This is a genomic window from Glutamicibacter soli, from assembly GCF_003309065.1.
In the GTDB taxonomy this organism is placed as follows: Bacteria; Actinomycetota; Actinomycetes; order Actinomycetales; family Micrococcaceae; genus Glutamicibacter; species Glutamicibacter soli.
The window spans coordinates 706353-718541 of sequence record NZ_POAF01000001.1 but is presented as its reverse complement, the minus strand read 5'-3'; the positions used below and the strand labels follow the sequence as shown (position 1 = coordinate 718541).

At 70.0% G+C, this 12189-nt stretch carries 13 protein-coding genes and 1 pseudogene; 7 read left to right on the top strand and 7 right to left on the bottom strand.

All coding sequences use genetic code 11. The features are described 5' to 3' along the window. Positions 1-180: 180 nt before the first annotated feature. From C1H84_RS03375 to C1H84_RS03365, 4 genes are all read right to left on the bottom strand, one after another. On the bottom strand, positions 181-651 hold the full coding sequence (locus C1H84_RS03375; protein ID WP_113606515.1) for a heme-binding beta-barrel domain-containing protein: 471 nt from the start codon (positions 649-651) through the stop codon (positions 181-183). Positions 652-687: 36 nt separating this feature from the next. Then, positions 688-1308 carry a hypothetical protein gene (locus C1H84_RS17905; RefSeq protein WP_146955841.1) on the bottom strand — a complete coding sequence of 207 codons (621 nt, stop codon included), beginning with the start codon at positions 1306-1308 and terminating at the stop codon, positions 688-690. Positions 1309-1432: 124 nt separating this feature from the next. Next, positions 1433-2401 carry a tocopherol cyclase family protein gene (locus tag C1H84_RS03370; protein WP_244910793.1) on the bottom strand — a complete coding sequence of 323 codons (969 nt, stop codon included), beginning with the start codon at positions 2399-2401 and terminating at the stop codon, positions 1433-1435. Positions 2402-2576: 175 nt separating this feature from the next. Continuing rightward, positions 2577-2993: a GNAT family N-acetyltransferase gene (locus C1H84_RS03365; RefSeq protein WP_113606514.1), complete on the bottom strand. Its 417-nt coding sequence runs from the start codon at positions 2991-2993 to the stop codon at positions 2577-2579. Between the two features lie 93 nt (positions 2994-3086). On the opposite strand from C1H84_RS03365, the gene C1H84_RS03360 reads away from it, so the two are divergent. Both C1H84_RS03360 and C1H84_RS03355 read left to right on the top strand, forming a co-directional pair. Beyond that, a complete protein-coding gene (locus tag C1H84_RS03360; protein ID WP_244910792.1) occupies positions 3087-3932 on the top strand; it encodes a GNAT family N-acetyltransferase in 846 nt (281 codons plus the stop codon). After that, a complete protein-coding gene (locus C1H84_RS03355) occupies positions 3929-4765 on the top strand; it encodes an MBL fold metallo-hydrolase (protein ID WP_113606513.1) in 837 nt (278 codons plus the stop codon). The genes C1H84_RS03360 and C1H84_RS03355 overlap by 4 nt, the downstream gene beginning before the upstream one ends. A gap of 24 nt (positions 4766-4789) precedes the next feature. On the opposite strand, the gene C1H84_RS03350 is transcribed toward C1H84_RS03355, so the two are convergent. Further along, positions 4790-5083: a DUF4287 domain-containing protein gene (locus C1H84_RS03350; RefSeq protein WP_113606512.1), complete on the bottom strand. Its 294-nt coding sequence runs from the start codon at positions 5081-5083 to the stop codon at positions 4790-4792. A 187-nt stretch (positions 5084-5270) separates the two neighbouring features. Here C1H84_RS03350 and C1H84_RS03345 point away from each other — a divergent pair. Beyond that, positions 5271-5936: pseudogene (locus C1H84_RS03345) on the top strand (alpha/beta fold hydrolase); the annotation flags it as partial. Positions 5937-6090: 154 nt separating this feature from the next. On the opposite strand, the gene C1H84_RS03340 reads toward C1H84_RS03345, so the two are convergent. Then, positions 6091-6873 carry an alpha/beta fold hydrolase gene (locus C1H84_RS03340; RefSeq protein ID WP_113606511.1) on the bottom strand — a complete coding sequence of 261 codons (783 nt, stop codon included), beginning with the start codon at positions 6871-6873 and terminating at the stop codon, positions 6091-6093. Positions 6874-6920: 47 nt separating this feature from the next. On the opposite strand from C1H84_RS03340, the gene C1H84_RS03335 reads away from it, so the two are divergent. From C1H84_RS03335 to C1H84_RS03320, 4 genes are all read left to right on the top strand, one after another. Further along, entirely contained in the window at positions 6921-8255 is a 1335-nt protein-coding gene (locus tag C1H84_RS03335) for a condensation domain-containing protein (protein WP_113606510.1), read from the top strand. A gap of 87 nt (positions 8256-8342) precedes the next feature. Continuing rightward, positions 8343-9638, top strand: coding sequence for a DUF1254 domain-containing protein (locus tag C1H84_RS03330; protein WP_113606509.1), 1296 nt, complete (start codon positions 8343-8345; stop codon positions 9636-9638). Between the two features lie 64 nt (positions 9639-9702). Beyond that, positions 9703-9924, top strand: coding sequence for a KOW motif-containing protein (locus tag C1H84_RS03325; protein ID WP_113606508.1), 222 nt, complete (start codon positions 9703-9705; stop codon positions 9922-9924). A gap of 137 nt (positions 9925-10061) precedes the next feature. After that, positions 10062-11144: a tellurite resistance/C4-dicarboxylate transporter family protein gene (locus tag C1H84_RS03320; protein WP_113606507.1), complete on the top strand. Its 1083-nt coding sequence runs from the start codon at positions 10062-10064 to the stop codon at positions 11142-11144. Here C1H84_RS03320 and C1H84_RS03315 read toward each other — a convergent pair. Further along, entirely contained in the window at positions 11141-11647 is a 507-nt protein-coding gene (locus tag C1H84_RS03315) for a DinB family protein (RefSeq protein ID WP_113606568.1), read from the bottom strand. The genes C1H84_RS03320 and C1H84_RS03315 overlap by 4 nt on opposite strands. Positions 11648-12189 lie beyond the last annotated feature (542 nt).

Below are 12189 nucleotides of genomic sequence, written 5' to 3'. Positions count from 1 at the left end.
GCCCGAAGCAGCGGTTTCCACGGCAGCTTCCACGCGATGACGCCGATGCAGCGGCATCCCGCCATCACTGGGGCACCGCAAACCAAGTGCCCGCCCTCCCCGCGGAATTCCCCGGGGACAGCGGACACCTGGCCACGCAAGCATGAGCCGGCAACAGCTCCTGAAGTCGGGCGGACCCTGTCAGACCCGGTGCATCACGGATTTCAAGTGGTGCGTCATGGGCACGCCAACCGCCGCCATCGCGAAATGGGTGGTCAGGACGTCGCCGGCGAGTTCGATCCGCCGTTCGGTGCCATCTACCTGCTTGGCGCTCGCCGAGTTGGAGACTCGTGATGCCAGCTCACAGGTGAATCCGTCGGCCGTCGCCGCGAGGGGGCCTTCGGCCAGCTCTGCCTGCCCGGTGGGCTGTGCCAGCACGAACTCCACGGAGGATCCGTCGACAAGGCGCAGGTACCCGGTTTCGGTGTGCATGGGCGCACCGGCGGGGGACCAGGTGCGTTGCATGTAGTGGAGGAACGGCTTTCCCACGTCCGAGAACGTCACTTCTTCGGTGTACGCAAAGGGGTCGATGGTCGGGTATTCGCCAGCCCCTTCGCCTCGCCACGTGCCGATGAGACCGGCGACTGCCGACAGACCAGGGTGCAGTGTCATTGCTGGTTCCTCTCCAGATGATTAGTACTTTGCACATTACCGTCTCAGGATCTTTTGCGTGTTGCCGCAGAACAGATCGAGGATTTGCCGGTCCGATAGGTTTTCAGCATCGAGATTGGAAGGCAGGACATGATGCAGACCGGCCAGGAACCGCGGCCAGCGCGCGCTATCTTGGATACCTTTGGCCGGGTTCCTCTCCACAGGAGTGCTTCTCGCCGTCGTTTTCGATCTGCTTCCACTTCTCATTCTGGGGGTTTCAGCCTTGACGATCGGCATTGTCACCGGTGAATACCCCGCCGGAGGCGGGATGGCCGACGACGGAACCTTCCCGAGCATCGATCCGCACTGTGGATGGCCTGGATTCCGGTGGGGCTGTATGCGCTGTGGTCTCTCGTCTCGTTTCCACGGCCGCTGACCCGCCATCGCTTCAAGCGGGGCAGCATGCTCAGCAGCGGGTTTCTTGTCTTTGCCGCAACAGCCGCACGCGTGGCCGGATTCGTCGGCAGCGATCGTTTTCCCGACGGAGGCACACATTGGATCTTTGTCGCGATCCTGTGCGCTGCAGGCGTTGTTCAGCTCAGGATGATTCTGGGTTGGCTGCGGGCGCTGCCGAAGAGTTGGCGCGTCGGCGCCGATCAGCGTTGCCAGATCCGCCACCGGCCGGCTGCTGCCGGCCGTCCGCCGCCGGCTCTCCAACGACGGCACCTGGTGCCCGGTCGCACTATCCCCGGCTGGGGTTCCGTGCACCGTCACGAGCACAGGCGCCTCGGCCCGCGGGGAGTCACCGCTCGCGCTGCACAGGCGGAGCTGAGGGGAGCGTATCGTCCAGCCCGCGCCGGCGAAGTTCCTGCCGGGCCCGTGCCAGCCCGCCATGTTCCAGCGCGGCCAGCGCGGTGCTGCCTTCCCAGACCAGCAGCCCATGGCGGCGCACGGTCACTTTCAGCTCACCGGCCAGATGCTCCAGGTCTCCGGGGACATTGCGGTGCTCGCTGGGCAGCGGCACGGGCAGCACGAACGCCGCATCGAGCGGGGCGGAGGCTTCGATATCGATGCGCCAACCGTAGCCGCGGCCGGACAACCGCCACTGCTCGTCGCCGGTGCGCGTGGCCACCGGGCTGATCAGCGGGTCGCCCAGACGGATGACCCGGGCATCGGGCAAGCGGACAACCAGTCCGGTGACCTCGGTGCGCAGCGGCCCGGCGGTGACCAGGCCTCCGGCGAACGCGACGCAGGCCAGCGGATCCGCGAAGCCCTGGGCCTGGCCCCACCACCAGGAGTCCGGGAAGCCTTCGCGCCCCCAGTTCTTCTCCGCGTACACCTGCGCATTCTCGAACTCCCACACGGAATCGCCCAGAGCCGCGGTGCCGCAGGCCCTGCCGCCCAGCAGCCACGGGTGCCAGTACTGGTTCAGGCCCGGCACCATCTGGAATACGCTGGAACCGCCCAGCGCACGGTGCGGCCAGGGCAGCGGATCGCGGATCTCCATGTCGAGTCCGGCGCCGGGGCCCAGATCGAGGTGCAGGCGCTGACAGGTGGCATCGAAGGCCCGCAGGCCAGCGCCGGCCCGGACGCCCAGCCGGTCCGGATCGGTCCAGGCCCCGTCGACGGCGGCGGTCCGCAGGAATCCGGTGGGCCAGGCCGCCAGGCCCAGGGTGGCCCACGGCCCGTCGGGCCCCTGGTTGGCTCCGCACAGCGCGATGACCACGCGCCCGGTGTCCGGGTCGGTGATGCGCCAGAAATAGCCCTCCATCGCGACACCGTGGTGCGCACGGAGGGGATGTCCGAACAGCGGATCGGCTCCCGTGGAGCGGTACCGGCGAAGCAGGCCCATGGCCCAGTACAGCACAGCCGCATCGCAGCTGTCGACGCAATGCTGTCGACGCAATGCTGTCGACGCAATGCTGTCGCGGCCATGCCGCCGGCGGTCAGCCGAACCTGGCGAACGCCCTGGTGGGATGTTCCAGGTCGCGGATTTCGCTGAAGCCCATGGACCGGTAGAAGGCCAGCTGGCGCGGTTCGTCGTCGGTGATCAGGACCTTCTGCCGGACCTCGTCGTAGGGAAGGAACGCCAGGCGGAACAGCTCGCTGCCAACCCCGGCGCGCTGGTGCTCCGGAGCCACCAGCAGGTCCTGCAGGTAGGCGATGGTCAGTCCGTCGCCGACGATGCGCGCCAGGCCGACCAGGCGGCCCGCCGCGCGCGCGGCGACCACCGACAGCGATGCGGCGATCGCCGCTTCGAGCCGTTGCGGGTCCTGCGTGTAGCAGGTCCATCCGACCGCGTCGTACAGGGCCAGCAGTTCATCGCGCGCCGGCAGCCGGCCGGATTCGTAGGTGATCGTCATGGTCCCATCCTCGCCGGCCGACTCCCGTGGCGCCACCGAAGGGCACGCCGGGCGGCGGCAGACAAGGGCCGGGGGCATCGGTAGGCTGGGGCCATGAGCATGCACTCGTGGAGATACGCGGCGTCGCGGAATGCCGACGGCGAGGGGAACATCAGCTGGAACGTCCGCGAGCTGTACGAGTCCGACCCCGGCAAGCCTCCGGCGTACACCGCCAACGCCATGGGACCGTTCGGGGAAACCTTGCAGGAACTGCGCCACGACCTGCGGCTGATGTACGCCGACGTGCTGCGGGAGGACCTGCCGATCCTGGACCTGACCGGCGGGGAGCCGGTGCTGGTGGCCGCGGCGCCGCAGGCAGAAGCGCCCGGCGGCGGACGCGGCGGGGCCGGGCAGGATCCCGCGGGGGAGGCGCAGGCGAGCCTGCGGAGGCTGCGGGCCTCCGACGCGGGGGACGTGCTGCGTGCCTTCGCACCGGGCACGGGCATGGAACGGCAGGGGTCCGTGGGCTCGCCCCGGGAAGCTGAGCGCTATGTGGCGGCGTTGCTGGAACCGGACTCGAACCGGCATCCGTGGGCCGTCGTTCTCCAGGACCGGCTGGTGGGCCTGGTGTGCGTGAACGCCGATGCGGCCAATCGCAGCGGCTGGTTCTGGTACTGGATGGCTTCCGAAACACGCGGCCGCGGGTGGACCAGCCGGGCCGCGGCGGCCGTCGCGAACTGGGCGTTGACCGCCCTGGAGCTTGAACGGCTGGAGCTGGGCCATAGGGTGGACAACCCGGCTTCCGGCGGCGTGGCCCGGGCCGCCGGATTCATCCGCGAGGGAACCGAACGGGCCAAGTTCCCCATCGACGGGCGGCGCATCGACGTGGCCACCTACGGCCGATTGGCCACCGACCCCTGGCCGGGCCTTGCCGGACTGGCCTTCAGCGAGGAAGCATGAGCGGCGGTGGCTGGAGGGAGGTCGGCCCCGGGGTCTTCCAGCGGCGCTACGACCCGCTGGATGTCTCGGTGGGAGCGGTCCTCGGGCCGCACGGGGCGACGATCATCGATACCCGCAACGATCCCGCCGAGGCGCGGGAAATCATGCACGACGTCGCGCGGCGCTTCGGGCAGCCGGTCGTGGCGGTGGTGAACACCCATGCGCACTACGACCACACCTTCGGCAACCAGGTCTTCGCCCGGGCCGGCATCCCGATCTACGGCCACTACCTGATCCCGCGGCACTTCGAGCAGTTTGAAGGGCCCCGGCTGGACCTCGTGCGCGAGCGGCCCGACCTCGAGCCGGAGATGTCCTGGAGCCAGGTGGAACTGACCCCGCCCACCGCGCTGGTGGACTCCGCGCAGGTCGTGCGTCCCGGGGGACGCGAACTGGAGCTGCTGCCGCTGGGCCCGGGGCATACCGATACCGACCTTGCCATCCGCATTCCGGATGCCGGGGTGTGGTTCCTGGGGGACGTCATCGAGGAATCCGGGCCGCCCATGTTCGGCTCGGGATCCTATCCCTTGGGCTGGCCGCTGGTGCTGGAATCTCTGGCCGAACGCATCCAGGACACCGAGGTGCTGGTGCCCGGGCACGGGGCTCCCGTGGACCGCGCATTCCTGGTCGACCAGGCCGGCAGATTCAGCGCATTGGCGGCGGTGTTGTCGCAGGCGCACGCCGCGGGTGCGACGCTGCAGGAGATCGAGTTCGGCCAGGCCCTGCGCGGCTACTGGCCGGAGGAATTCCTGAAGGAAGCCGCCGCCGACGCGTATCGGCAGCTGTCGGGTTCCTAGCCGGGGCCGGCGGCGGCGCGGCCGTCAGCCTTCCGGTTTGGTGGCGATGCCGTCCAGCCAGAGCGTCTCGGAGTCGTCGCGGTGCACCGAATCCGAGCCGACGTGTTTGGAGCTGATCGTCGGGCCGTTCTGGATGACGTAGACCAGCGCCATCCCGTGGCCCCGTCCCAGCTGGTACTCGTCCTTGAGCCACGCCAGGATCTCGCAGGCCTTCACCCCCGGCTGGTCCAGGCCCTTGGCCGCGGCGAGCTCGACGAGCTGCCGGGGAGTGAGCCCGGTCTTTTTCTCGATGGTGTCCAAATAGGCCTGGAACGACATGCGCTGATCCTTTGAACGAAGTGGCTGATGGTCACATTTTGCACGCGGGTCGGGCCCTTCGGCAAGCGGCCGCGGCAGCTCCCTTCGGGCAGCTCCCTCCGGCTGGCCCAAGGCCGGAGGCTGGACGGCGGCCGAAGAACGGCGGACGGCCGTTGTCCACGGCGCCCGGCGGGCGCACCATGGGCCAATGGACATTCCCACGCGAACCACCGTGGTGCACTACGCCGAACACGGATCCGGGGTGCCGGTGCTCGTTCTCCACGGCGGCGGCGTCGACCACCGCGAACCGCAGGCCTGCTTCGAGCCGGCCTTCGACGGCGTGCCGGGGTATCGGCGCATCTATCCTGACCTGCCCGGGATGGGGCGAACCGCAGCCGGGCCGGAAATCGGGGGCGCCGAGGATGTGCTGGAGGTCCTGCTCGACTTCGCGGACCGGGCCAGCGGCGGGGCCCCCTACCTGCTGGCCGGCCATTCCGCCGGGGCCTACTACGCGCGGGCGATGGCGTTGGCCGCGCCGCAGCGGGTCGCTGGATTGGCTCTGGTCTGCCCGTTGCTGCCGGGCGATGCCGAGGTTCCCGAGCACCGGGTCCTGGTGCCCGGGGTCCAGAGCGAAGACCGGGGTTTCACGCAGTATTTCGTCCTCCACACCCGCGGCATGCTGGAACGCTATGAGCGTTTCGTGGCGCCCGGAGCGCAACTGGCCGATGCGCAGGCCATGGAACGGATCGGCCGGCATTGGGAGCTGGTCGCTGCGGCGCCTTCCACCTACGAGCCGCCGACGTTGCTGGTGGCCGGGCGGCAGGATTCGACCGTCGGGTTCGCCGGCACGATGCGCGCCGCCGCGGATTTTCCGAACTCCACGCTGGCGGTTCTCGATGGGGCCGGGCACGCCCTGCCCCATGAACAGCCGCTGCTGCTGCGGGCGCTGCTGGTTGACTGGCTTGCCCGGACACGGCGCGGCGCAGGCTGGTCCGGGACCCGTGCGACGCGGCATGGACCGCCGGCGTTCAGCCGGCCCGCCGGGCGACGTCCCGCGCCAGCAGCTGGGGCCAGTCCGCCACCTGTTGCGGTGTCGCGGCCACCTGCAGCTCGGCATGGGGCAGGATGCCCGCCAGCGCCTGCGCGGTGGACAGCGGATGTCCCGGGTCGCCGGTCCAGGCCAGGATCGTGGTCGGGACCGCGACCCGCGCCAGCTGCGCGGCCGACGGCAGGTCGCTCAGGGCGGCGCCGCGGTAGATCGAGGGCAGCAGCTCCTCGGCCACGTGGGGGAGCACCTGCGGGTTGTCCGCCGCGGCCGGCGGCCGCGGGGATTCCGGGCCGCGCGCAAAATACTCCTGCAGCCCCAGCGCCTCGATGCCCTCGGCCGTGCGCCGGTAGGATTCGGCCTGCGCGGGACGGGTCTGCCAGGCCGTGGGCGGGAGCATCAGCGTGAATCCGCTGAAGCGCTCCGGTTGGCGCACCGCCGCATGCAGCAGGGTGCCGGTGCCCATGGAGGGGCCGACCCCGTGGACCTGTTCGCCGGGAAACCAATAGTCCAGCAGGCGCAGCAGGTCATCGGCCAGCGCCGGCCACAGGTAGTCCTCCGGCACCGGGCGCCCGGTGGAATGGCCGTGGCCGCGGGCGTCGTAGCGCAGCAGCCGCGTGCCGGACAGGGCCCGGCCCAAATCCAGGTTCAGCAGCCGGTCATGGGAGCGGCTGGAGGTCAGGCCGTGCAGCTGCACCACAGGGTGGCCGGCCTCGTCGCTGAACGCCCAGGCGATCCGCGCATTCGGCACGTGGAATTCATGCATCCGCGGCTCCGCTCTGTTCCGGTGGCTTTGCGAATATGATACGTGGTATGCGACTGACCCACATCCAGTATCTGCGCCTGCCGTTCGGCCCGCTGCTCAGCTACGACCTGGACGTGGGCGCGGTGGGGGACCGGCTGCCGGTGTCTTTCGACCAGGCCCGGCACGTGGGGGAAGGCGACCGGCCCGGCTCGTGGATGGCGCTGTCCTTCCGGCTGCCCGGACCCGTGCCGCGCGGCGAGCTCTCGGCCGCCTGGGAGCATGTCGTGGCCCGGCACGGGACGCTGCGCACGGTCTTCACCGCCGGGCCCGGCGGAGACGCCGATCCCGCCGGCGCGCAGCTGCACCAGGTGCGGTTCGGGCCCGGCGCGTGGATCGAGCACCGGGTGGAGCCCGGCGAAACCATGCATGCAGCGGTGCAGCGGGTGCTGGATGCCAGCTGCGCGCCCTTCGAGCGGCCCGCGCACCGGTTGTGCCTGATCGAGACCGCGGACGGCCCGGCGCTGGTAATCGGATCGGACCACTCCCACGTGGACATGTGGTCCATGCTCGTGCTCGCACGGGACCTGGTCGCCGCGCTGGAAGCCATCGGCGCGGGGGCGGATCCCGGGGTGGAACCGGCGCCGGATTTCACCGACCACACCCGTTCCCTGGCGCGGCAGGCCCCCGCCCCGGACGGGGTGCGCCGGCGCTGGGCGCAGCTGATCGAGGCCGGCGGCGGGGCCATGCCGCGCTTCGGGCTGCCGCTGGGGGATCCGAGTCCGCAGCCCGAACGCGTGGAGGTGCGCGACGTGCTCGGCACCGCGGCCCTGGCCGACTTCTCCGCGCAGGCCAAGGCGGCCGGGGTGTCAACGCTGGCGCTCAGCGTGGCGATGATGACCGAGACCACCGCCGCGCTGGCCGGGGAACCGCTGCGCGCGGTGTTCCCGGTGCACAGCCGCACCGAGCCGCGCTGGTTCGATGCGGTGGGCTGGTTCATCACCAACTCGGTGCTTGAATCCGCGGACCCGGACCCGCGCGCCTGCGCCGCCGCGGTGAAGGAGGCCATCGCGCTGGGCTCCTGGCCGCTGGCGCCGCTGATGGAACCCTTCGGCGGGATGCCGCAGGCGCCGGGCATGTTCGCGGTGTCCTGGCTGGACCTGCGCAGGCTGCCGGTGCAGCTGCCGGCCACCGTGCTGGAGCCGCAGTATGTCAGCGCCGCGATCCGCACCGACTCGGTGATGCTCTGGTTCATCCTGGACGAGGCCGGGGTGCACCTGCGCTGCCGCTACCCGGATACCGGCCAGGCCCGGAGGAACGTGGGCGCCTGGCTGGACTACCTGGTCGCGCGCATGCGCCGCCGGGCCGCAATGCCGGGCGCAGCACCGCCAATCATCAACGATTGAGGATGCGCCCGGGTGCCCGGCGGGGCAGACTGGGGGGCAATGATGCCGGACCGCGGGTCCGGCGCGCCGCCTGAAAGGACCGCTCCCATGAGCCCACGCCGTGAGGAACTGCTCGCTTCCTACCTTTACGCCTTCCCGCTGGTCTTCAACCTGGAGCAGGTGGCCCGCTATGTGGCCACCGGCGTCGGCAAGAATCCCGCCGCGCCGTGGAACACCTTCAGCCACGCCCGGTCGCTGGCCGGTCCCGAGGACACCTTCGTGACCATCAACAACGACACGATCTACTCCATGGCGCAGCTGGACCTGGGCGTCGGACCGATCCTGCTTCAGGTGCCGGAGGCCGCCGGCCGCTACTACGTGCTGCAGTTCGTCAGCGCCTGGACTGACAACTTCGCGTATGTCGGGCACCGCGCCACCGGAACCGGCGCCGGGCGCTACCTGCTGGTGCCCCCGGGCTGGGAGGGCCAGGCCCCGGACGACGCGGTGGTGGTGCGGGTGCCCACGCGCGTCGCCAGCATCGTCGGACGCTGGGCGGTGGACAACGAGGCGGATCTTCCCGCAGCGCATGCGCTGCAGAATGCCACGACGCTTACGCCGCTGGATGCCGCCGCGGGGCCGGCCGGGCTGCCCCCGGTCCCCGAGACCGGTGCGCCGGCGCTGGACTTCTGGGCGAAGTTCCGCGCCTGGAGTCGGGAGTTCGCCCCGGCGCCGCGCGATGGGCAGCTGCAGCGCGGCGCCCTGCAGCTGGCCGAGGCCGGGGAGGAGCAGCTGGAGCAGGCCTTCGCCGCCGGCCGTGCCGCGCTGGATGAGCTGCTGGCCTCCGGGGGCGGAAACGCAGTGGTCAACGGCTGGAACCTGGCCTACCATTCCTTCGACTACAACCTTGACTACTTCGAAGTCGGTTCGCTGGACGAGGACCGCTACAAGATCGCCGATCCGCAGCGCCGCATCGCCCAGCGCGCGGGAGCCGCGTTGGGCGGGCTGTGGGGCAACCAGGCCTTCGAGGCCGCCTACACGGCCACCTACGTGGACCAGGACGACCAGCCGCTCACCGGTGCGCACAGCTACCGGCTGCACCTGGACCCGACCCCGCCGGTGGGCGCCTTCTGGTCGCTGACCATGTACGACGTGCCCAACTACTTCCTGGTGGAAAACCCCATCGACCGCTACTCGCTGGGCGACCGCACCGAAGGGCTGCAATTCGAGCCGGACGGGTCGCTGGTCATCCACCTCTCCCACCGGGAGCCGGCCGATGCGAGGGATCGCGCCAACTGGCTGCCGACGCCGGCCGGCGCCTTCCGACCGGTGTTGCGCATGTACGAGCCGGATCCGCGGATCCTGGACCAGGACTACGTGTTCCCGGCGATCACCCGGATCGGCTAGGAGCGCATCCCGGATGCCCGCCGGGGGCTCGCCTCGTTGGCGCCCCCGGCTTAAACTGGCACCCATGAGCGAGAATGCACACCCTGCAGGGGACGCGCAGCCCGGCAACGGCGACCGGTGCCGGGTCGCGGCCGGAACCCACAAGGGAAAAAGCGGAACCGTGGAGGACCTGAACACCAGCAAGACCGGTGCGCTCACCCTCACGGTGCGCCAGGAGGACGGCACGCGCTTCAAGACGCTGGCCCGGAATGTCGTAGTCGAAAGGCGGCACCCTGCCGACGGCTGAGGAACGCGCCGCCCACCTCGCCCGGCAGCACGCATCCGGGCGGCTGGAGGAGCTCTCCGCCGCGCCGCTGCGGCACCGGCGCTAGCGGGCGCGAAAAGGCTCTATTGCGCGGGGCGTGTGCGTCGTAGGCTGGGCTCATGAGCCCCGACGCAGCGGCAGAATCGACCAGACACCCGCCCCGGACCCCGGGTGCGGGCGGCGCACTGGAGCATCTCGCCCCGGGATACTTCGCGCTGGTCATGGGCACCGGCATCGTCTCGATCGGCCTGCACGAGGTCGGGGCCCGGGTGCCGTCGCTGGTGCTGCTGGTGATCGCGGCGGCGTCCTACGCGGTGCTCTGGGTGCTGTACATCTGGCGGGCGGCGGCCTGCCGCACGGCCATGCTGCACGATCTGCGCAGCCCCGAAGCGGCCTTCGCCTACTTCACCGTGGTGGCGGGCACCGATGTGCTGGCGGTGCGGCTGGCCGCCGAGGGGCTGCTGCGGGTCGCCGCTCCGCTGGTGCTCTTCGCCGCGGCGCTGTGGTTCGTGTTCGGCTACGTGCTGCCCTGGCAGGTGCTGATGACCCGCGACGGCGAGCCGATCCTGGCGCGCACCAACGGCACCTGGTTCATCTGGGCAGTGGCCAGCCAGTCGCTGGCGATCGGCCTGAGCGTGGTCGAACCGGCCGCCGGGGTGCCCGGGGACGTCGTCGGGCTGCTGGCGGTGCTGTCCTGGTCGGTGGGCGTGGCGCTGTACGCGGGGATCGCGGTGCTGGTGCTGCTGCGCATCGTGCACTTCGGCATCACCCCGCAGCAGTTCGAGCCGCCCTACTGGGTGGCCATGGGCGCGATGGCGATCGCGGTGGTGGCCGGCACCAAGATCGTGCAGATGGACTCCACCCCGATGATCGACGCGACCCGGGTGCTGATCGCCTCCACCGTGGCGGTGTTCTGGAGCTTCTGCCTGTGGCTGATCCCGATGCTGATCGGCGCCGGGGTCTGGCGCCACCTGGTGCACCGGGTGCCGCTGGGCTACACCCCGGCGCTGTGGTCCATCGTGTTCCCGGTGGGCATGTTCGCGGTGGCCTCGCTGAACCTTGGGCGCGTGGACAGCTTGCCGATGGTGGAGGCGATCGGGCACGGCGCGCTGGCGGTCGCGGTGATCGTCTGGGCGCTGGTGTTCATCGCGATGCTCCGCCACCTGCTGCTGGTCTGGATCCGCGGGCGCCGGCGCCGCTAGGACTCGTCCGCGCTGAGCGCCCCGGCCGCATAGGCCGCCTGCCCGACGTGGACGATGGCGTCGTCCACGATGGACACCAGCCGCACCCCGCGGGTGACCTCCGGGGTCCAGCGGCGGTCCACGATCTCGTCGAATTCCTCCGCGCCCAGGTGCGCCGCGTAGTCGCCCAGCGCGCTCAGCGACGCGTCCACGTATTCCAGCAGCAGTTCCTGGTCGTCCACGCGGATGGCGTGCGCCTGGGCGGGGGTGTGGCCGTAGCCCATGCCGTCGCCGGCGTCGCCGAGGTTGAAGCGGTCGCGGTAGCGGTGCCACAGCTGCTCCTTGCCGGACAGCGCCGCCAGCTGGATGTCCACCTCGCGCCCGGTGTGCCACAGCAGCCAGGCCACCGAGTTCGGGTGTCCGCCGGGATGCGCGTTCAGCTGCTCGACGCTCAGCGCCGGCAGATTGCGGGCGGCGTCAATGGGGCGGTGGACCATGCCGGTGAGGATCTCGTTGATGTTCATGATCGCCATTCTGCTTGATGGGCCCGTTGCGTGCCAGTCCCCACAGGTGCTAGCGGGAAGGGCTGAAGGTTCGCGGCTGCGGCGGAAACCCACGGTGTTTTTCGTCCCGAGTGCTGCGACGAGCGGTTAGCGGTGAACGAAGTCGACAAGCACGAGCATGCGCTGCGGTCGATCTTCCCGGTAGGCGAACGCGGCAGATAGCAGGTTGCCTATGAATCGTGGAAAACGGAAAGCCGAATCTGCGCTACGGATTCTTGCCGCATCACGCAGTCGTCCACACGTTCGGACGGGACGCGTAGAGGAAATGCACAGCAAGCCGGCACTCATCGAGTGGTAGCAGATTCAAAGAATCCGCGGCGGAATTCAAGCCGAAAGGATAATCGTCATATCGGATACTGGCTAACGGTCAGCAGTTAGCTATCGTGGTAAAGAAAGCGTATTGTCCTTCGCCGAGCTGGATTACGGCGAGGATGGTCAATCGGGAGCAATCCAAAGGCAGTCACCCCATGGTTACCAACAGCCAACCGCAACTTGGAACGCTG

Coding starts and splice junctions, on each gene's coding strand:
- C1H84_RS03355 (WP_113606513.1), top strand. CDS start 3,929: ATGAGCGGCGGTGGCTGGAGGGAGGTCGGCCCCGGGGTCTTCCAGCGG.
- C1H84_RS03330 (WP_113606509.1), top strand. CDS start 8,343: ATGAGCCCACGCCGTGAGGAACTGCTCGCTTCCTACCTTTACGCCTTC.
- C1H84_RS03325 (WP_113606508.1), top strand. CDS start 9,703: ATGAGCGAGAATGCACACCCTGCAGGGGACGCGCAGCCCGGCAACGGC.
- C1H84_RS03335 (WP_113606510.1), top strand. CDS start 6,921: ATGCGACTGACCCACATCCAGTATCTGCGCCTGCCGTTCGGCCCGCTG.
- C1H84_RS03370 (WP_244910793.1), bottom strand. CDS start 2,401: ATGGAGGGCTATTTCTGGCGCATCACCGACCCGGACACCGGGCGCGTG.
- C1H84_RS03315 (WP_113606568.1), bottom strand. CDS start 11,647: ATGAACATCAACGAGATCCTCACCGGCATGGTCCACCGCCCCATTGAC.
- C1H84_RS03340 (WP_113606511.1), bottom strand. CDS start 6,873: ATGCATGAATTCCACGTGCCGAATGCGCGGATCGCCTGGGCGTTCAGC.
- C1H84_RS03350 (WP_113606512.1), bottom strand. CDS start 5,083: ATGTCGTTCCAGGCCTATTTGGACACCATCGAGAAAAAGACCGGGCTC.
- C1H84_RS03320 (WP_113606507.1), top strand. CDS start 10,062: ATGAGCCCCGACGCAGCGGCAGAATCGACCAGACACCCGCCCCGGACC.
- C1H84_RS03360 (WP_244910792.1), top strand. CDS start 3,087: ATGAGCATGCACTCGTGGAGATACGCGGCGTCGCGGAATGCCGACGGC.
- C1H84_RS03365 (WP_113606514.1), bottom strand. CDS start 2,993: ATGACGATCACCTACGAATCCGGCCGGCTGCCGGCGCGCGATGAACTG.
- C1H84_RS03375 (WP_113606515.1), bottom strand. CDS start 651: ATGACACTGCACCCTGGTCTGTCGGCAGTCGCCGGTCTCATCGGCACG.